16 protein-coding genes are annotated in these 17,687 nt (G+C 63.4%); 8 read left to right on the forward strand and 8 right to left on the reverse strand.

Features of this window, described 5'->3' with window-relative positions:
- Positions 1-67: 67 nt before the first annotated feature.
- Both ligA and MMS95_RS18510 read left to right on the forward strand, forming a co-directional pair.
- A complete protein-coding gene (ligA, locus tag MMS95_RS18505) occupies positions 68-2,089 on the forward strand; it encodes an NAD-dependent DNA ligase LigA (RefSeq protein ID WP_004936443.1) in 2,022 nt (673 codons plus the stop codon).
- Positions 2,089-2,304 (forward strand): DUF3820 family protein, encoded by a 216-nt coding sequence (locus MMS95_RS18510; RefSeq protein ID WP_004936441.1) that lies wholly within the window; start codon positions 2,089-2,091, stop codon positions 2,302-2,304. Before ligA ends, MMS95_RS18510 begins: the two co-directional genes overlap by 1 nt.
- A 27-nt stretch (positions 2,305-2,331) precedes the next feature.
- On the opposite strand, the gene MMS95_RS18515 is transcribed toward MMS95_RS18510, so the two are convergent.
- Positions 2,332-3,324 carry a bile acid:sodium symporter family protein gene (locus tag MMS95_RS18515; RefSeq protein WP_048324647.1) on the reverse strand — a complete coding sequence of 331 codons (993 nt, stop codon included), beginning with the start codon at positions 3,322-3,324 and terminating at the stop codon, positions 2,332-2,334.
- Positions 3,325-3,421: 97 nt separating this feature from the next.
- On the opposite strand from MMS95_RS18515, the gene MMS95_RS18520 reads away from it, so the two are divergent.
- On the forward strand, positions 3,422-4,342 hold the full coding sequence (locus tag MMS95_RS18520; protein ID WP_085058801.1) for a LysR family transcriptional regulator: 921 nt from the start codon (positions 3,422-3,424) through the stop codon (positions 4,340-4,342).
- 1 nt (position 4,343) lies between these two features.
- Here MMS95_RS18520 and MMS95_RS18525 read toward each other — a convergent pair whose 3' ends face one another.
- Positions 4,344-4,811 carry a FlxA-like family protein gene (locus MMS95_RS18525; RefSeq protein ID WP_242142055.1) on the reverse strand — a complete coding sequence of 156 codons (468 nt, stop codon included), beginning with the start codon at positions 4,809-4,811 and terminating at the stop codon, positions 4,344-4,346.
- A gap of 52 nt (positions 4,812-4,863) precedes the next feature.
- Positions 4,864-5,412: a nucleotidyltransferase family protein gene (locus tag MMS95_RS18530; protein ID WP_242142057.1), complete on the reverse strand. Its 549-nt coding sequence runs from the start codon at positions 5,410-5,412 to the stop codon at positions 4,864-4,866.
- Positions 5,413-5,571: 159 nt separating this feature from the next.
- On the opposite strand from MMS95_RS18530, the gene MMS95_RS18535 reads away from it, so the two are divergent.
- Positions 5,572-6,957, forward strand: coding sequence for an ethanolamine ammonia-lyase subunit EutB (locus MMS95_RS18535; protein WP_242142059.1), 1,386 nt, complete (start codon positions 5,572-5,574; stop codon positions 6,955-6,957).
- Positions 6,954-7,745, forward strand: a complete 792-nt coding sequence (eutC, locus tag MMS95_RS18540) for an ethanolamine ammonia-lyase subunit EutC (protein WP_060560010.1) — start codon at positions 6,954-6,956, stop codon at positions 7,743-7,745. The genes MMS95_RS18535 and eutC overlap by 4 nt, the downstream gene beginning before the upstream one ends.
- On the opposite strand, the gene MMS95_RS18545 is transcribed toward eutC, so the two are convergent.
- Positions 7,724-8,626, reverse strand: coding sequence for a LysR family transcriptional regulator (locus MMS95_RS18545; RefSeq protein WP_049188764.1), 903 nt, complete (start codon positions 8,624-8,626; stop codon positions 7,724-7,726). The genes eutC and MMS95_RS18545 overlap by 22 nt on opposite strands.
- 451 nt (positions 8,627-9,077) lie before the next feature.
- On the opposite strand from MMS95_RS18545, the gene budA reads away from it, so the two are divergent.
- The 3 genes from budA (at position 9,078) to MMS95_RS18560 (ending at position 13,302) form a co-directional block, all read left to right on the forward strand.
- On the forward strand, positions 9,078-9,857 hold the full coding sequence (gene budA, locus MMS95_RS18550; RefSeq protein ID WP_004936416.1) for an acetolactate decarboxylase: 780 nt from the start codon (positions 9,078-9,080) through the stop codon (positions 9,855-9,857).
- Between the two features lie 32 nt (positions 9,858-9,889).
- The gene (alsS, locus tag MMS95_RS18555) at positions 9,890-11,575 is read left to right on the forward strand and encodes an acetolactate synthase AlsS (protein WP_004936413.1); all 1,686 of its coding nucleotides are present in this window, start codon (positions 9,890-9,892) and stop codon (positions 11,573-11,575) included.
- A 140-nt stretch (positions 11,576-11,715) separates the two neighbouring features.
- Positions 11,716-13,302 (forward strand): ABC transporter substrate-binding protein, encoded by a 1,587-nt coding sequence (locus MMS95_RS18560; RefSeq protein WP_088381828.1) that lies wholly within the window; start codon positions 11,716-11,718, stop codon positions 13,300-13,302.
- Positions 13,303-13,330: 28 nt separating this feature from the next.
- Here MMS95_RS18560 and MMS95_RS18565 read toward each other — a convergent pair whose 3' ends face one another.
- The 4 genes from MMS95_RS18565 to fepB all read right to left on the reverse strand — a co-directional run bounded on the left by MMS95_RS18565 (position 13,331) and on the right by fepB (position 17,467).
- Positions 13,331-14,137, reverse strand: a complete 807-nt coding sequence (locus MMS95_RS18565; RefSeq protein ID WP_075684646.1) for an ABC transporter ATP-binding protein — start codon at positions 14,135-14,137, stop codon at positions 13,331-13,333.
- 17 nt (positions 14,138-14,154) lie between these two features.
- Positions 14,155-15,192 carry an iron-enterobactin ABC transporter permease gene (fepG, locus tag MMS95_RS18570; protein WP_004936405.1) on the reverse strand — a complete coding sequence of 346 codons (1,038 nt, stop codon included), beginning with the start codon at positions 15,190-15,192 and terminating at the stop codon, positions 14,155-14,157.
- Positions 15,192-16,247 carry a Fe(3+)-siderophore ABC transporter permease gene (gene fepD / locus MMS95_RS18575; protein WP_015378660.1) on the reverse strand — a complete coding sequence of 352 codons (1,056 nt, stop codon included), beginning with the start codon at positions 16,245-16,247 and terminating at the stop codon, positions 15,192-15,194. Before fepD ends, fepG begins: the two co-directional genes overlap by 1 nt.
- A gap of 212 nt (positions 16,248-16,459) precedes the next feature.
- Positions 16,460-17,467, reverse strand: coding sequence for a Fe2+-enterobactin ABC transporter substrate-binding protein (gene fepB, locus MMS95_RS18580; RefSeq protein ID WP_004936399.1), 1,008 nt, complete (start codon positions 17,465-17,467; stop codon positions 16,460-16,462).
- Positions 17,468-17,687 lie beyond the last annotated feature (220 nt).

Here is a 17,687-nt window from a genome sequence, read left to right on the forward strand (position 1 = left end):
GCGCACTGAACATCCGTAACAACAAAGCCCCCGCTAGCCGGGGGTTTTTTATCTTTGATGGTGAGCCATGGAATCGATAATCCAACAAATCAATCAACTACGAGCCACACTGCGCCATCATGAATACCAGTATCATGTGCTGGATGCGCCGGAAGTGCCGGATGCGGAATATGACCGCCTGATGCGCGAGCTGCGCGAGCTGGAGAGCGCGCATCCGGAGCTGATCACCGCCGATTCGCCGACCCAGCGCGTGGGCGCGGCGCCGCTGGCGGCGTTTGACCAGGTGCGCCACGAAGTGCCGATGCTGTCGCTGGACAACGTGTTTGACGAAGAGAGCTTCCTGGCGTTTTACAAGCGCGTGCAGGACAGGCTCAAGAGCAGCGATCCGCTGACCTTCTGCTGCGAGCTGAAGCTGGACGGCCTGGCGGTCAGCCTGCTGTACGAAGACGGCGAACTGGTGCGCGCGGCGACGCGCGGCGACGGCACCACCGGCGAGAACATCACTACCAACGTGCGCACCATTCGCGCCATCCCGCTGCGCCTGACCGGCGACAACATCCCGCGCCGGCTGGAAGTGCGCGGCGAAGTGTTCATGCCGCAGGCCGGTTTCGAACAGATGAACGAAGAAGCCCGGCGCAAAGACGGCAAGGTATTCGCCAACCCGCGCAACGCCGCCGCCGGCTCGCTGCGCCAGCTCGATCCGCGCATTACCGCTAAACGCCCGCTGACCTTCTTCTGCTATGGCGTTGGCCTGCTGGAAGGCGGCGAGCTGCCGCGCAGCCACTTTGAGCGCCTGATGCAGTTCAAGGCCTGGGGCCTGCCGGTTAGCGATCGCGCCCAGCGCCGCACCGGCAGCGAGGAAGTGCTGGCGTTTTATCGCCAGGTCGAGCAGGACCGCGCGCAGCTCGGGTTCGACATCGACGGCGTGGTGATCAAGATTGACGATATCGATCTGCAGGAAACGCTGGGCTTTGTGGCGCGTGCGCCGCGTTGGGCGACGGCGTTCAAATTCCCGGCGCAGGAGCAGATCACCGTGGTGCGCGAAGTAGAGTTTCAGGTTGGCCGCACCGGTGCGATTACGCCGGTGGCGCGCCTTGAGCCGGTGCTGGTGGCCGGGGTGACCGTCAGCAACGCGACCTTGCACAACGCCGATGAAATTGAGCGTCTGGGGCTGCGCATCGGCGATACGGTGATCGTGCGCCGCGCCGGCGACGTGATCCCGCAGGTGGTGGGGGTGCTGGAAGACCGCCGGCCGCAGGATGCGCGCGAAGTGGTGTTCCCGCTGCACTGTCCGGTGTGCGGCTCCGACGTTGAGCGCGTGGAAGGCGAGGCCGTGGCGCGCTGCACCGGCGGGTTGATCTGCGGCGCGCAGCGCAAAGAGGCGTTGAAGCACTTCGTTTCCCGTCGCGCGCTGGACGTCGAGGGCATGGGTGACAAGATCATCGAGCAGCTGGTGGACAAGGAGTACGTGAAGAACCCGGCCGATCTGTTCCGCCTGTCCGCCGGCATTCTGACCGGCCTGGATCGCATGGGGCCGAAATCGGCGCAGAATCTGGTCAACGCGTTGGAGAAATCCAAGCAGACCACCTTCGCCCGTTTCCTGTATGCGCTCGGCATTCGCGAGGTCGGTGAAGCGACCGCCGCCAACCTGGCCGCGCATTTCGGATCGCTGGAGAAGCTGTTCGCCGCCGATATCGAGGCGCTGAAAGAGGTGCCGGACGTCGGCGAAGTGGTGGCCAAACACACCCGCAATTTCCTCGATGAAGCGCTCAATCAGCAGGTGATCAACGAGCTGGTGGGCGCCGAGATCGGCATCCGCTGGCCGGCGCCGGTGGTGGTGGTGGCGGAAGAGATAGACAGCCCGTTCGCCGGCAAAACCGTGGTGCTGACCGGCTCGCTGAGCCAGCTGTCGCGCGACGAGGCCAAAGATCGCCTGACGGCGCTGGGCGCCAAGGTCAGCGGCAGCGTGTCGAAGAAAACCGACCTGGTGATCGCCGGCGAGGCGGCCGGCTCCAAGCTGGCGAAGGCGCAGGAGCTGGGTATCGCCGTGATCGACGAAGCGGAAATGATCCGCCTGCTGGGTGACTGATGGAAAAGGAAAACCTGCTGGAGATCGCCAATACCGTGATGCCGTTCGGCAAGTACCAGGGGCGGGTGCTGATCGACCTGCCCGAAGAGTACCTGCTGTGGTTCGCGCGCAAGGGCGAATTCCCCAAAGGCAAGCTCGGCATGCTGATGGAGATGACGCTGGCGATTAAAATCGAAGGGCTTGATCACCTGGTCAAGCCGCTGAAGAAAAGCTGATCTGACGGGCCTTGGCCCGTCTTTTTTTTACCCGCGCGACGTCTGCGCGTTGGGCACCGCCTGTTGCGCCCGCTGCTTGCGCTGGTATCTTTTGGCCAGCACTGCGCAGGTCATCAACTGCACCTGATGAAACACCATCAGCGGCAGCACCATGATCCCCACCGTCGCCGCCGGGAACAGGATATTGGCCATCGGAATGCCGTTCGCCAGGCTTTTCTTCGAGCCGCAGAACACGATGGTGATCTCGTCCGCCTTGCTGAACCCCAGCCAACGTGCCATGTAAGTGTTCACCACCAGCACGATCGCCAGCAGCACGATGCTGCCGCCGACGATAAACGCCAGCGAACCAAGCCCTACCTGATGCCAGATACCGTGCGTGACCGCTTCGCTGAAGGCGGCGTACACCACCAGCAGAATCGAGGTCTGGTCGGTTTTGCCGATCAGCGGGCGATGGCGCTCGATCCAGCCGCCGATCAGCGGCCGCAGCAGGTGGCCGGCGACGAACGGCACCAGCAGCTGCAGCACGATCGAGCCCACCTGCCGCAGGCTGCCGGTATCGCCGTGCACATTCATCAGCAGGCCGACCAACAGCGGCGACACGAAGATCCCCAGCAGGCTGGAGGCGGAGGCGCTGCACACCGCCGCCGCCACGTTGCCGCCCGCCAGCGAGGTGAAGGCGATGGCCGATTGCACGGTGGCGGGCAGGATGCACAGGTAGATGAAACCGGCGTACAGCTCGGGGCTGACGTCGATCGGCGCCCACCAGGCGAACAGCATGCCCAGCGCCGGAAAAATGATGAAGGTGCTGAACATCACCCACAGGTGCAGCCGCCAGTTGTTGCTGCCGGCCAGGATGGCCTCGCGTGACAGCTTGGCGCCGTGCATGAAGAACAGCAGGGCGATGGCGGCGATGGTCAGGGCGTTGAGCCAGCCGACGAACTCGCCGCGCGCCGGCAGGAACGACGCCAGCAGTACGGTGGCGATCAGCGTCAGGGTAAAACGATCGGGCAGAAATCTCATGGCGGTGCGCTCAGGGTAGAAAATCGATGGGGCTATTCTCCCGCGTGGGCATATAATAATTAAATTGATTTATTTAATTCATCTATGAATAAAACACATGAATTACTCACTCAAACAGCTGCGGGTGTTTGTCGCCATCGCTCGCCACGGCAGTTTCAGCCGCGCCGGTGAGGCGATTGGTCTGACGCAATCGGCGGTCAGCCACAGCGTGAAAGAGCTGGAGGCGGAGGTCGGGGTTCGCCTGCTGGATCGCACCACGCGTGAAGTGGTGCTGACCGATGCCGGCCTGCGGCTGGCCAACCGGGTCGAACGGTTGCTGGACGAGCTGCAGACCACTCTGCTGGATGTGCGCAGCTTTGGCGTACAGCGCAGCGGTACGGTGCGGGTGGCGACGAGCCAGACCATTTCCGCCCATCTGATGCCGCAGTGCATCGCCGCCGGCGAGCGCGAATACCCGGAGATCCGCATCATGCTGCGCGATCAGGCGCAGCAGCAGGTGCTGAACAGTGTGCGCAACGCGGAGGTGGATTTCGGCATCGTGGTTGATCCGGTGCAGGCGGTGGATCTGGAGTGCGAAGCGGTGCTGCATGAACCGTTCCTGTTGCTGTGCCGCGACGATCATCCGTTCGCGGCGCAGCAGGCGGTGCGTTGGTCGGCATTGAACGGCTGCCGCCTGGTGTTGCAGGACTATGCGTCGGGCAGCCGGCCGTTGATCGACAGCGCGCTGAGGCAGCAGGGCGTGGAGGCGCAGGTAGTGCAGGAAATCGGCCATCCGGCCACGCTGTTCCCGATGGTGGCGGAGGGGATTGGCATCAGCATCTTCCCGGCGTTGGCGTTGCCGTTGCCGGAAGGGGGGCGGCTCCGGGTGCGGCGGCTGGTGCCGGAGATCAACCGCGCGTTGATGCTGGTGCGGCGCAAGAACCGCTCGCTGACGCCGGCGGCGGAGGCCATCTGGCAGGTGGCGCGCAAGCAGGCGGCGCTGCTGCACCAGCGCCGGCAGGAAACCGCGGCATATTGACTCAGATATAGACGTCCACCGCGTTGAGCGGCGTTGGGCGGTTTACGCCGTCGCCGGCTTGCGCCGCGGCTTTTGCCATTTGCTCCTGCTGTTGCTTTTCCATTTCTTCTTTCTGGATGCGCGCGATCTCGGCCTGCAACATCTTGATCTGCGCTTCGATCAGCTGCTTCTGTTTTTCTATTTCCTTAGGATCGGCGTCGGAGTCCTTTAGCTCCACCAACTTTTGCTGCAGCGACTGAATCTGCCGGTTCAGCGCCTTGATGCGGGCCGAGGCGCGGCTTTCGTTGAGGTTGACCGGTTCGTCATTGCCGTTGGCGCGTTCGTTTTTCTCCATCTTGCCGCCTTGCGGCTGGCTGTTGACCGGTTTGGCCATCAGCAGTTCGCCCTGATGGCCCGGCGCGCTGAACACGTTGCTGACGCCGGGAACGGTATTTTTGATCGGTACGATCATGGTGATGGTGGTCGACATGAATGCTCTCCCTGAGTCTGGATCTCGCTGTTCAGGGTATCGGCAGCGGCGGCTAAATCTTTACCTGCCGCAGGCGCGGCCAACGCTGCAGCCAGCCTTTGTCGAGCACGCGCTGGGCATAGGCCGCGCGATCGCCGTTTTTCGCGTTGAAGGTAATGGTGTCGTCGAATAGCGCCGCGAGCCCGAAGGGGGCCACCAGCGTAATGCTGTCGTCGGCGTTCAGGCGCGCGCCGATCGCCGTTTCCACTTCGGTCCAGAAGCTGATGGCCTCTTCGCTGCCGCGGTAAGGCGCCCGGCCGCCGCGCAGGTGCATGCGCGCCTGGTTCTTGACCGACCAAGGCCGCGGCAGCCACTGTTGCAAACGCACCTCCAGCATACGATCGCGCTCAGCGTCCGCACGCTCCGCATCGAAGTGGATCACGTCGATATCGTTGAGCGGCGTGGGCTCCGTATAGCCATGGCGCCGATCCCACACCAGATTGCGCACAAAGCCGGCGCCGAGGCACCAGTCATTCAGGCCGAGCCGGCGCACGGTGCGCAGGGCGGCCATGCGCGCGTTATCTTGTTGCAGCCAGTCGATAATTTGCCGTTGCGGATCCATCACCCCTCCTGTTTTCGCGGCTACTGTAACCCGAAGCGACAACGGGTGAAATGGGGGAAAGCGTGATGGCGGCGATCGCGTGCAAAATAATTTTCTTTTCCCACTGACTACACTTGGTGCAGGGCTGTTATCTCGTCACGCAGGGCAAGGGAGGGGGCTATGTTTCAGGCAACGGTGGGCCAACGCGGCTATCGCTTTGGCGATCTGCGCCAGCTGATGGCGAAAGCTTCGCCGGCGCGTTCCGGCGATTATCTGGCGGAGGTGGCGGCGGAGAGCGCCGAAGAGCGCATGGCGGCGCGCATCGCGCTGGCGGATGTGCCGCTCAAGGCGTTCCTGCAGCAGGTGCTGGTGCCGTACGAACAGGACGAGGTGACGCGCCTGATCATCGACAGCCACGACGCCGCCGCCTTTGAGCCCATCTCGCACCTCACGGTCGGCGATTTTCGCGACTGGCTGCTGAGCGAGCAGGCGGACAGCGCCATGCTGGCGCAGGTGGCCGCCGGCATTACGCCGGAGATGGCGGCGGCGGTAAGCAAGATCATGCGCAATCAGGATCTGATCCTGGTGGCGAAGAAATGCCGGGTGGTGACGCGCTTTCGCAATACCATCGGCCTGCCGGGCCACCTCAGCGTGCGGCTGCAGCCCAATCACCCGACCGACAGCCTGCAGGGCATCGCCGCCAGCATGCTGGACGGTTTGTTGTACGGCAGCGGCGACGCGGTGGTCGGCATCAACCCGGCCAGCGACAGCCTGCCGCTGCTGGAAAAGCTCAACTACATGCTGGACGACGTGATCCAGCGCTTCGCCATACCCACCCAATCCTGCGTGCTGACCCACGTGACCAACACGCTGCGGCTGATGGAGCGCGGCGCGCCGGTGGATCTGGTGTTTCAGTCGGTCGCCGGCACCGAGGCGGCCAACCGCGGTTTCGGCATCAGCCTGGCGCTGCTGGCGGAGGCGCAGCAGGCGGCACTGAGCCTCAGGCGCGGCACGCTGGGCGATAACGTGATGTATTTCGAAACCGGGCAGGGCAGTTGCCTGTCGGCCAACGCGCATCACGGCGTCGATCAGCAGACCTGTGAGGCGCGCGCCTATGCGGTGGCGCGCCATTTCTCGCCGCTGCTGATCAATACCGTGGTGGGGTTTATCGGCCCCGAATACCTGTATGACGGCAAACAAATTATCCGCGCCGGGCTGGAGGATCATTTCTGCGGCAAGCTGCTCGGCCTGCCGCTGGGCTGCGACGTCTGCTACACCAACCATGCCGAAGCCGATCAGGACGACATGGACACGCTGCTGACGCTGTTGGCCGCCGCCGGGTTGACGTTCCTGATCGGCGTGCCGGGCGCGGACGACATCATGCTCAACTACCAAAGCACCTCGTTCCACGACGCGCTCTATATCCGCGAACTGCTGGGGCTGAAGCACGCGCCGGAGTTTGCCGCCTGGCTGGCGGCGATGAACATCACCGACGAGCGCGGGCGGCTGCGCGACGCCGCCGCCAATCACCCGCTGTTGTTGGCGCTGCAGGGAGAACGGACATGAGCAAACCGGTTCACGTCAACAGTTGGGACTCGCTGCGCGCCTTTACCGACGCGCGCATCGCGTTGGGGCGCACCGGCGCCAGCCTGCCGACCGACGAGCTGCTGCGCTTCGGCCTGGCCCATGCCCAGGCGCGCGACGCGGTGCATCAGCCTTTCGACAGCGAGCGGCTGGCGGCGGATTTGCACCAGGCCGGTTGGCCCTCGCTGGCGGTGCACAGCCAGGCCGCCGACCGCGCCGCCTATCTGCGCCGTCCGGATCTGGGGCGGCGATTGGCGTCGGACAGCCGCAGCCTGCTGCTCGGCTCACCATCGCGCCGTGTCGATCTGCTGCTGGCGGTGGCGGACGGCCTCTCTTCCAAAGCGGTGCACCGCCAGGCGCTGCCGTTGCTGCAGGCGCTTCGGCCCTATCTCGATACGCTGGGGCTGAGCGTCTCACCGGTGGTGTTGGCGCATCAGGCGCGGGTGGCGCTGGGGGATGAGATTGGCGAATGCCTGCAGGCCCGGGCGGTGGCGGTGCTGATCGGCGAACGACCGGGGCTGTCGTCGCCGGACAGCCTGGGCATTTATTTGACCTGGGAGCCGAATGCGCGCAGAACGGACGCCGAGCGTAACTGCATCTCCAACGTGCGGCCGGAGGGGCTGGATTACCCGCAGGCAGCGTTCCGTCTGGCCTGGCTGCTGGAGCAGGCGTTCCAGCGGCGGCTGAGCGGCATCGAGCTGAAGGACGAGAGCGACAATCCGGCGCTGCACAACCGGGTGACACCGCTTTACCCCCAGCTGGGCGGTTGACCGAGGGTTTGCTGTAGCAGGGCGGTGAAGGCCGCCAGCCGGGCGGACACCTTCGCCATCGGGCGCAGCAGATAGATGCCTTGCTGCTCATGGCGCGGATCTTCGAGCATCTGAACCAGTTGCCCATTCTGCACGTCCGGCCCCACCACCCAGTTGGGCAGGAAGGCAATGCCGAGGCCGAGCAGCGCCGCCTGGCGCTGCGCGGTGAAGTCGTCGCAGCGCAGCGCCATGGTGCAGCGGCTCATCAGCGCCGCGTCGAGGATCTGCGCCCAGCAGGCCGGCTGCTGTTTGTGGTAGCGGGCGATCAGCCGATGCTGCGGCAACGCTTCCAGATCGCTCGGCAGGCCATAGCGGGCGACGTAGGCGGGGCTGGCGCACATCACCCAGCGTTGCGTGGCGATACGGCTGGCGTACAGCGCGCTGTCCTTCTGCTCGCCGATGCGGAGGGCGGCGTCCAGCCGTTCCTGCGTCGGATCGGTCTGGCGTTCGGTCAGATCGAGATCGATAGACAGCTGCGGATAGCGTTCCGCCAGCGTCGGCAGCAGCGGCAGCACATAGGTTTTGCCGAAGGTCGGCAGGCAGCTGATGCGTAGCGTGCCCTGCGGCGTTTCGTTCAGCGCGTTCAGCTCGGCGTGAATGCCGGTAATGTCCGTCATCAGCGCGGCGGCGCGCGTCAGCAGCAGCTCGCCGGCGTCGGTCAGCAGCAGCCCACGGGTGGAGCGGACGAACAGCGTGGCGCCGAGCGCGCTTTCCAAGGCGTCGATATGGCGCACCAGCGAGGAGGGCACCATGCCCAGCCGGCGAGCGGCGGCGGAAAAGCTGCCCAGGCGGGCCACGTCGAGAAAGATCGGCAGATGTTCAACATAACGGGCGTCATTCATTTTTGCATTATATGCAAAAGCGTTTCTTATGAATACCCGCTTCTCTGTCGGCGGTGCTGCGGCTACTCTGGCTGCGGGTTGACGGCGGGCTTTAACGCCGCTGCATCCCGGCCGTATAGAGAGAAAACGCATAAACCTCGCGGCGCTTAGCACTAAGTAACAGATGTTTTTCCCAGGTTGCATGAGCCGCCTGCGGAGTTGATTGTCGCTCCAACACCAGATTAACCGTTCAATTTGATATCCGACTCGGCATTAATGATTAGTGAGCCTTTACTTTCACACGTCATGCCGTGGGTTCTGGATATCGGCCGGCCAGCCGTGCCGGTTTTTTTGTCGCCTCAGGCTGAATCGTTCCAACTGATGAACGCGCCTTGGGGGGCATCTTGGCCCACCGTCGGTGGGTCTTTTGAACGCGCGGAATCGCGATCCCGCGCTGGTGGAGGAGTGAGTCATGAACGAAAAACACGGGTGTTCCTGTGCGCGCCATTTGGCGCAGGGTTTTGCCAGGCAGTCGATCAACGCCGGGGAGGGCGAAATCTATCAAATCTCGCTGATGAGCGCGCTCATCGACGGGGTCTACGAGGGTGAAACCACCATTGCCGAGTTGCTCAAACACGGTGATTTCGGCCTCGGCACCTTCAATCACCTGGACGGCGAACTGATCGCTTTCGACCAGGAAATACACCAGCTGCGCGCCGACGGCAGCGCCCGCCCAGCCGGTTTGCAACAGAAAACCCCTTTCGCCGTCGTCACCTTTTTCCAGCCCAGTATCAGCCAGCAGTTCGACCGGCCGATCACCAAGGCGCAGCTGCACCAGTGCATCGATGAACAGGTCGCCTCGCCGAACCTGTTTTGCGCGGTGCGGGTCGACGGTGAGTTCAGCCACGTGGAAACCCGCACCGTGCCGCGTCAGGAACGGCCCTATCGCCCGATGCTGGAAGCGATAGAAGAGCAGCCGACCTTCTCGTTTCATCAACGGCGCGGCACGCTGGTCGGCTTCCGCTCGCCGGATTACATGCAGGGCATCGGCGTGGCCGGCTATCACGAACACTTCGTTACCGACGACCGCAGCGGCGGCGGCCACGTGCTGGATTACCAGCTCGATCACGGCCGCCTGCAGTTCGGCGTCATCACCCGTCTCAATCTTCAGTTGCCGCATGATGCGGATTTCTTGCGCGCCAACCTCTGCCCAGAGGATTTGGATCGCGCGATTCGTTCCGCCGAGGGCTAACCCCGGCGATCGTTTTCTTAGGAGGTGGAACCATGGCACAGGAAAAAACAGGCAATGACTGGCAATGCGGCGCCGATTTGGTGGTGAAAAATCTGGAAGCACAGGGCGTCAAACACGTTTTCGGCATTCCGGGCGCCAAGATCGACCGGGTGTTCGACTCGCTGGAGGACGCGCCATCGATTGAAACGGTGGTGGTGCGGCATGAGGCCAACGCGGCCTTTATGGCGGCGGCGGTCGGCCGCCTGACCGGCAAGGCCGGGGTGGCGCTGGTCACCTCCGGGCCGGGCAGCTCCAACCTGATCACCGGGCTGGCCACCGCCACCTCGGAGGGGGACGCGGTAGTGGCCTTTGGCGGGGCGGTGAAGCGCGCCGACAGCCTGAAGCAGACACACCAGAGCATGGATACCGTCAGCATGTTCCGGCCGGTGACCAAGTATTGCGCCGAAGTGCACGCCGGTTCGGCGATTTCCGAGGTGATCGCCAACGCCTTCCGCCGCGCCGAGTTCGGCCGCCCGGGAGCCTCGTTCGTCAGCCTGCCGATGGATATCGTCAATGAACCGGTCAGCGCGCCGGTGTTGGCCGGCTGCCGCTTGCCGCGCATGGGGGCCGCGGCGGCGGACGACATCCAGGCGGCGGTGAAGCTGATCCGCCAGGCCAAATGCCCGGTATTGCTGCTCGGTTTGCAGGCCAGCCGGCCGGAGAACAGCGAGGCGGTGCGCCATCTGCTGTACCGCACCCACATGCCGGTGGTCGGCACCTATCAGGCGGCGGGGGTGATTGACGTCAACCACTTCGCCCGTTTCGCCGGCCGCGTTGGCCTGTTCAACAATCAGCCGGCCGATCAGCTGTTGCAGAAGGCCGATCTGGTGGTGAGCGTCGGCTATGATCCGATCGAATACGATCCCTGCATGTGGAACAGTCATGGGCGGCTGAAACTGGTGCACATCGACGTGCTGCCGGCGGATATCGACACCTGCTATCGGCCGGACGTCGAACTGGTGGGCAACATCAGCGCCACGTTGAACATGATGACCGAAACGTTCAATGAGGCGGTCTGCGTGCCGCCGGAGGTGGAGCTGATCCTCACCGATCTCGGCCGCCAGCGCACAGAACTGGCGGAGCGCGCCGCGCGCCGCGGCGGCATGCCGATCCACCCGCTGCGCATCGTCAAGGAGCTGCAGGACATCGTCAGCGACGACGTGACGCTGTGCGTGGACATGGGCAGTTTCCACATCTGGATCGCCCGCTATCTTTACAGCTTCCGCGCCCGCCAGCTGTTGATCTCCAACGGCCAGCAAACCATGGGGGTGGCGCTGCCGTGGGCCATCGGCGCGGCGTTGGTGCGCCCCGGCGACAAGGTGGTGTCGATCTCCGGCGACGGCGGCTTCATGCAGTCGAGCATGGAGCTGGAGACCGCGGTGCGGCTGAAAAACAACATCGTGCACGTGATCTGGGTCGATAACGCCTACAACATGGTGGAGATGCAGGAAGTGAACAAATACCAGCGCAAATCCGGCGTGGAGTTCGGGCCGATTGACTTCAAGGCCTATGCGGAATCCTGCGGCGCGGTCGGTTTCGCCGTGCAGTCGGTGGACGATCTGCGGCCGATGCTGCGCAAGGCGATGGCGATCCAGGGGCCGGTGGTGGTGGCCATTCCGGTCGACTACGCCGACAACTATAAGCTGATGGCGCAGATGAACTTCAGCCAGATGATTTAATTTCATCATCGCGTGGTTTCACCGGGGCAGGCCGCTTGCGCGCCTGCCCGTTTTTATGCGCGGAATTTGTCCTTTACATCGCTAACTGCATGATTTATTGCTATCCGTTGGGCTGTTTTTTCACCACTGGGGATAGCGCAATGAAAAGAAAAGCAATAACGATCGGGCTGCTGGCGTTGGCGATTGCCGGCGGCGCGCGGGCCAATACGCTGGTCTACTGTTCTGAAGGCTCGCCGGAAGGCTTCAACCCGCAGCTGTTCACCTCCGGCACCACGGTGGATGCCAGCTCGGCGGCGATCTATAACCGGCTGGTGGATTTCAAACCCGGTACCGTCGAGCTGCAACCCAGCCTGGCGGAAAGCTGGGAGGTCAGCGAAGACGGCAAGCGCTATACCTTCCACCTGCGCAAGGGCGTGGCATTCCAGAGCAATAAATATTTTACCCCCACCCGCGATTTCAACGCGGATGACGTCATCTTCTCGTTTATGCGCCAGAAGGACGCCAACAACCCGTATCACAAGGTCTCCAACGGTGCCTACACCAACTTCGAGTCGATGGAGTTCGGCACGCTGATTGACCGGATCGTCAAGGTGGATGACCACACCGTGCGCTTTGAGCTCTCCCGCGCCGAGGCGCCGTTCGTTGCCGATCTGGGCATGTACTTCGCCACCATTTTATCGGCGGAATATGCCGACGCGATGCTGAAGGCCGGCACGCCGCAGCGGGTGGACAACGATCCGATCGGCACCGGGCCGTTCCAACTGGTGCAGTACCAGAAGGACGCAAAAATCCTCTACAAGGCGTTCGACCGCTACTGGGAAGGCAAACCGAAGATCGATCGGCTGGTGTTCTCGATCACGCCGGATGCGACGGTGCGTTACGCTAAACTGCAAAAGAACGAGTGCCAGGTGATGCCGTTCCCCAACCCGGCGGATCTGGCGCGCATGCGGCAGGACGGCAACCTGCAGGTGATGGAAAAATCCGGCCTGAATATCGGCTTCCTGGCGTTCAACACCCAGAAGAAGCCGTTGGATAACGTCAAGGTGCGCCAGGCGTTGGCGCTGGCGGTCAACAAGCCGGCGATCATCGACGCGGTGTTCCACGGTGCCGGCCAGCCGGCCAAGAATCTGCTGCCGCCGACCCAATGGGGCAGCAACGCGCAGCTTGAAGATTATCCGTATTCGCCTGAGCGGGCGAAGCAGCTGTTGCAGGAGGCCGGGTTGGGGCAGGGGTTCGATATCGATCTGTGGGCGATGCCGGTGCAGCGGCCCTATAACCCCAACGCCAAGCGCATGGCGGAGATGATCCAGGCCGACTGGGCCAAAATCGGCGTGCGCGCCAAAATCGTCACCTTCGAGTGGGGCGAGTATTTACAGCGGATTAAAAACGGCGAACACCAGACCGCGCTGATGGGCTGGACCACCGCCAACGGCGATCCGGACAACTTCTTCGGCCCGCTGTTCACCTGCGCTTCGCTCGGCGGCTCCAACTCGGCGAAATGGTGCTACAAACCGTTCGACCAGCTGATCCTGCAGGCGCGCGAGGAGAACGATCACGTCAAACGGGTGGCGATGTATCAGCAGGCGCAGGTGGTGATGCACGATCAGATGCCGGCGCTGATGATCGCGCACTCGACCATCTTCGAACCGGTGCGCAAGGAAGTGAAAGGCTACGAGATAGACCCGTTCGGCAAACACATTTTCAAACAGGTGTCGCTGGAGAAATAACCAAGAGGCCGGGTTAACCCGGCCTTTTTCATGCCTGCGGCGCGTCGCAGTGGTAGCGGCCGCGCGGGATCACCAGCGGCGTGTGGGACAGCGGATCGTCGATGATCATGCACGGCATGCCGAACACCCGCTCCACCAGTTCGGCGGTGATGATCTCCGCCGGTTTCCCTTCCGCCACGATCTTGCCGTCGCGCATGGCGATGATGTGATCGGCATAGCGGCAGGCGTGGTTGAGATCGTGCAGCACCGCGATCAGGGTTTGACCGCGCTCGCGGTTGAGCTGGCGGAACAGATCCAGCAGTTCGATCTGGTGCGCGATGTCCAGATAGGTGGTCGGCTCATCCAGCAGTAGCAGCGGGGTTTGCTGCGCCAGCGCCATCGCCACCCAGACGCGCTGACGCTGCCCGCCGGACAGCTCGTCGACGCTGCGATCCGCCAGCTGGCTGACGTTGGTGGCCGCCATGGCGGCTTCCACCGCCTGTTTGTCGGCCTGCGTCCACTGTTTCAGCAGGCTTTGGTGCGGATAGCGGCCGCGCGACACCAGATCCGCCACGGTGATGCTGTCCGGCGCGATCGAAGTTTGCGGCAGCAGCCCAAGCTCGCGCGCCAGCACCTTGGTGGCGAAGCTGCTGATGTTCTTGCCGTCCAGCATCACCTCGCCGGCGCTGGGTTTCAGCAGGCGGCACAGGGCGCGCAACAGCGTCGATTTGCCGCAGGCGTTCGGCCCGACAATCACCGTGAAAGCGCCGTCGGGGATCGCCACGCTCAGATCGTCAGCGATGATTTTATTGTCGTAGCCCAGCTTCAGGTGCGAGGCGTGCAGGCGGTGGCTCATGGCATTATCACTCTTCATTATCTGCGGGCCTCTCGGATGAGCAGCCAAATCAGGTACAGGCCGCCGATGCAGACGGTCACAACCCCGACCGGCAGTTGGATCGGCGCGAAAAGATGTTGGGACACCACGTCGGCGCCGAGCAGCAACGCCGCGCCCATCAGCGCCGAGGAGGTCAGGGTGACCGAGGATTGGCCGGCGAGGCGACGGGCGATCTGCGGCGCCGCCAGCGCGATAAAGGAAATCGGCCCGGCGGTGGCGGTGACGGCGGCGGTGAGGGTAACGCCGAACAGCATCAGCCACAGCCGGCTGCCTTCGGCGTTAACGCCCAGCGCGCGCGCCGTGTCATCGCCCATTTCCAGCAGCTGCAGCCGTTTGCCCATCAGCAGCGCGGCCGCGGCCGCCAGCACGATGAACGCCGTGGCGGGCTGGGCTTTTTGCCAGGTCATGCCGTTGAGCGAACCGGCCTGCCACATGGCGGCGTCCATGGCGCGCTCGAGCGAGGCGGTGATGATCAGCCAGGTGTTGGTGGAGACCAGCACCGCGCTTATGGCGATGCCGACGATGATCAACCGGAAGCCGGCGATGCCTTGCCGCCAGGCCAGCAGATAGATGGCCAGCGCGGCGAGAATGCCGCCGGCCAGCGCGCCGCCGGCGATGTAATAGTAGCCGCCGTTGAACAGGGTGATGGCGATCAGCGCGCCGGTGTAAGCCCCCATGTTAAAGCCGATCACGTCCGGGCTGCCGAGCGGGTTGCGGATAATCGACTGGAAGATGGCGCCGCTCATGCCGAGCGCGGCGCCTAACAGCAGCGCCATGGCGATGCGCGGCAAGCGCCATTGGGTGACCACGGTGACCAGGTTTTTCGGCGCCTCGCCGGTCAGCGCGGCAAAAACCTGCTCCAGCGAAAGTTGCAGCGTGCCGTAGCACAGGGCGGCGACGGCCATCGCCAGACACAGCGCCAACAGTGAAAGGTTGACCAGCAGCAGGCGCAGCGGCAGGCGCCCGTTGATGACGCCGTCCGGGCGGCCGATATGCAGCGTATGCGGCAGACTCATCACAGACCCCCCAGCGTTTTCTTGCGGCGCACCAGCCAGATCAGCACCGGCGCGCCGATGAAGGCCGCCACGATGGAAACCCGCAGTTCACCGGCCGCCAGCAAGCGGCCGACCACGTCGGCGCACAGCAGTAAAATCGGCGCCAGCAGCATGGAGTAGGGCAGGATCCAGCGTTGGTCGGGGCCGACCCACCAGCGGGCGATATGCGGCACCATCAGGCCGATGAAACTGATCGGGCCGACGGTGGCGGTCGCCGCGCCGCACAGCAGCGTGATGGCGATCACCGCGATCACCTGAGTCAGCACCACGCGCGCGCCGAGTGCGATAGCCAGATCTTCCCCCATGCCGATGGTATTCAGCGGCCGGGCGATGAGCAGCGTCAGCAGGCAGCCGAGCAAAATGGCGGGGGCGGTGACCGGCAGCGTGGACAGCGTGCGGATATCCAGCGTGCCGGCCTGCCAGAAGCGCAGTTGGTCGAAGGTTTGCGGATCGATCAGCGACAGCCCGGTGGTGATGCCGAGCAGCACCGCGCCGATCGCCACGCCGGCCAGCGTCAGCCGCACCGGGTTGATGCGCCCGCCCGCTAGCGTGCCGATCAGGTAGACCAGCAGGGTGGTGAGGGCAGCGCCGGCAAAGGCGTAGGCCATGTAGCTTTCGGTGGTGGCGGCGCCGAAAAACATGATGCCGATGACCACGGCGAAGCTGGCGCCGGCGTTGATGCCGAGCACGCCGGGATCGGCCAGCGGGTTGCGCGTCAGCGCCTGAATCAGCGCGCCGGCGGCGCCGAGCGCCATGCCGGCCAGGATGCCCGCCAGCGTACGGGGCACCCGGGCATTGAGAATGATGGTGCTGTCGGAACCGCTCGCGGCGCCCTGCAGGCTGAGCCAGACGGTATGGAAGGGGATGGCTTTGGAACCCAGCATCAGGCTGGCCATGATGCACAGCAGCAACAGCGCCAAACCGATACCGAACCCGGCGATGCGTTTGAAGCCACTGGCGTAAGCTGCGTGCGGTGCGGACGAAAGCGTCCGCTCAGTCGGAGTGGGTACGTTCACACCGGTAACTCCTGTATGATTTTTATTCTCATTGTTATTTGCGTTCATGCGGGGCAATAGTAGCACGAGTTTACGCCCGCATGCACCCGCCGGTTGGTGGCAAAGGTGCGTGGACAATGTTAATAACTATTGATATTTCAATTGATTGAATGTGAACGTTCGCCCCGCTTGCGGAAAGTGTCGGCAGGGGGCTGACCTGCCGACGGCGTGATTCAGGGCTTTTTGAACAACCGTTCGATTTGATTCAGCATGTTGGTGGCGCTGTAGTAATCGAGGCGGAAGGTGTCGTTGCCGACGGCGTAGACGTGCCGCTGTTCCACCGGCTCCAGATGTTTGAGGAACGGGTTGGTCAGCACCTCTTGCACTTTGCGCTCATTGGTGGCGAACAGGATCAGGGTTTTGCCATTCAGACCTTCGGCCATTTTTTCGCCGGAGATCTGGATGATGTCATGGCGTTTACCCATGCTGGTGTTGCCTTTGGCGCTTTCCGGCGGGGTGGCCAGTTGGAAGCCGAGCTGGGTCAGCAGTTTGCCCTGGGCAGAACCCGGCGTCCACAGCATGGCCTCGCGGCCGTTGTCGGCATACACCAGCGGAGTGGTGGGCTGCGGCGGCAGCGCGATCGCCTGTTTCACTTGCTCCACGCGCTGCTCGAAACGATCTTCCGCCTGTTTGGCGCCGGCTTCATGACCGGTGATCTCGCCGAGCTCGCTGGCCAGCTGTTGCCAGCTTTTGTCGCCATAGTCGAGCACCAGAGTCGGCGCAATGGCGGACAGCTGGTCATAAAGTTTCAACGCCGAATCACCGCCGGTCGCGGCGACGACGATCAAATCCGGCGCGGCGGCGGCGACGGCCTCGGCATTGGGCTCCACCTGGTACAGCCGCTCGACGTGGCGCTGTTTGGCCACCTCGCTCCACTGGGTAAAGAAACCTTGTTTATCGGCCACCAGCGGATTTGGACTGGTGGCGGCGCTGGCGACCACCGGGGCGTCGATAGCCAACAGCGTGCCGGTGATGGTGACGCTGGTGGACACGATGCGCTGCGGCGGTTTTTCCAGCGTGAATTTCCCTTTGACGCTGTCGATGGTGCGCGGCCAACTGCCATCGGCTGCGGGGGCGGACGGTTTCTGTCCGTCGCTCTTGTCGTCCGGGCCGCAGCCGCTGAGCAACAGGCTGGAAGTGGCGATAAATGCAATGAACAGCTGGCGTAAGGATAGGGTCATGAGCGGGCTCTTTCTTTCCTTGAACTAAGGCGTATCAATCCGGCGGCGGATTGGCTGCGTGGTGGATGCCGGCTAATTTACCATTCAAGCCGCCAAAATGATAACCATTCGTATCTCAGCGCGTGGTGAAGGAAAGAATAGAAAGAAGAAGCGGAGTGACAGAAACGAAAAAAGCGCCAAAAGGCGCTTTTTTCTGAATTGGTGGGTCGTGCAGGATTGA

Source organism: Serratia sp. PGPR-27 (genome assembly GCF_022678525.1).
GTDB lineage: Bacteria > Pseudomonadota > Gammaproteobacteria > Enterobacterales > Enterobacteriaceae > Serratia > Serratia nematodiphila.

Excerpts from the sequence above, each read along its gene's own strand:
- ligA (WP_004936443.1), top strand. The coding sequence starts at position 68 with ATGGAATCGATAATCCAACAAATCAATCAACTACGAGCCACACTGCGC.
- MMS95_RS18510 (WP_004936441.1), top strand. The coding sequence starts at position 2,089 with ATGGAAAAGGAAAACCTGCTGGAGATCGCCAATACCGTGATGCCGTTC.
- MMS95_RS18515 (WP_048324647.1), bottom strand. The coding sequence starts at position 3,324 with ATGAGATTTCTGCCCGATCGTTTTACCCTGACGCTGATCGCCACCGTA.
- MMS95_RS18520 (WP_085058801.1), top strand. The coding sequence starts at position 3,422 with ATGAATTACTCACTCAAACAGCTGCGGGTGTTTGTCGCCATCGCTCGC.
- MMS95_RS18525 (WP_242142055.1), bottom strand. The coding sequence starts at position 4,811 with ATGTCGACCACCATCACCATGATCGTACCGATCAAAAATACCGTTCCC.
- MMS95_RS18530 (WP_242142057.1), bottom strand. The coding sequence starts at position 5,412 with ATGGATCCGCAACGGCAAATTATCGACTGGCTGCAACAAGATAACGCG.
- MMS95_RS18535 (WP_242142059.1), top strand. The coding sequence starts at position 5,572 with ATGTTTCAGGCAACGGTGGGCCAACGCGGCTATCGCTTTGGCGATCTG.
- eutC (WP_060560010.1), top strand. The coding sequence starts at position 6,954 with ATGAGCAAACCGGTTCACGTCAACAGTTGGGACTCGCTGCGCGCCTTT.
- MMS95_RS18545 (WP_049188764.1), bottom strand. The coding sequence starts at position 8,626 with ATGAATGACGCCCGTTATGTTGAACATCTGCCGATCTTTCTCGACGTG.
- budA (WP_004936416.1), top strand. The coding sequence starts at position 9,078 with ATGAACGAAAAACACGGGTGTTCCTGTGCGCGCCATTTGGCGCAGGGT.
- alsS (WP_004936413.1), top strand. The coding sequence starts at position 9,890 with ATGGCACAGGAAAAAACAGGCAATGACTGGCAATGCGGCGCCGATTTG.
- MMS95_RS18560 (WP_088381828.1), top strand. The coding sequence starts at position 11,716 with ATGAAAAGAAAAGCAATAACGATCGGGCTGCTGGCGTTGGCGATTGCC.
- MMS95_RS18565 (WP_075684646.1), bottom strand. The coding sequence starts at position 14,137 with ATGAGCCACCGCCTGCACGCCTCGCACCTGAAGCTGGGCTACGACAAT.
- fepG (WP_004936405.1), bottom strand. The coding sequence starts at position 15,192 with ATGAGTCTGCCGCATACGCTGCATATCGGCCGCCCGGACGGCGTCATC.
- fepB (WP_004936399.1), bottom strand. The coding sequence starts at position 17,467 with ATGACCCTATCCTTACGCCAGCTGTTCATTGCATTTATCGCCACTTCC.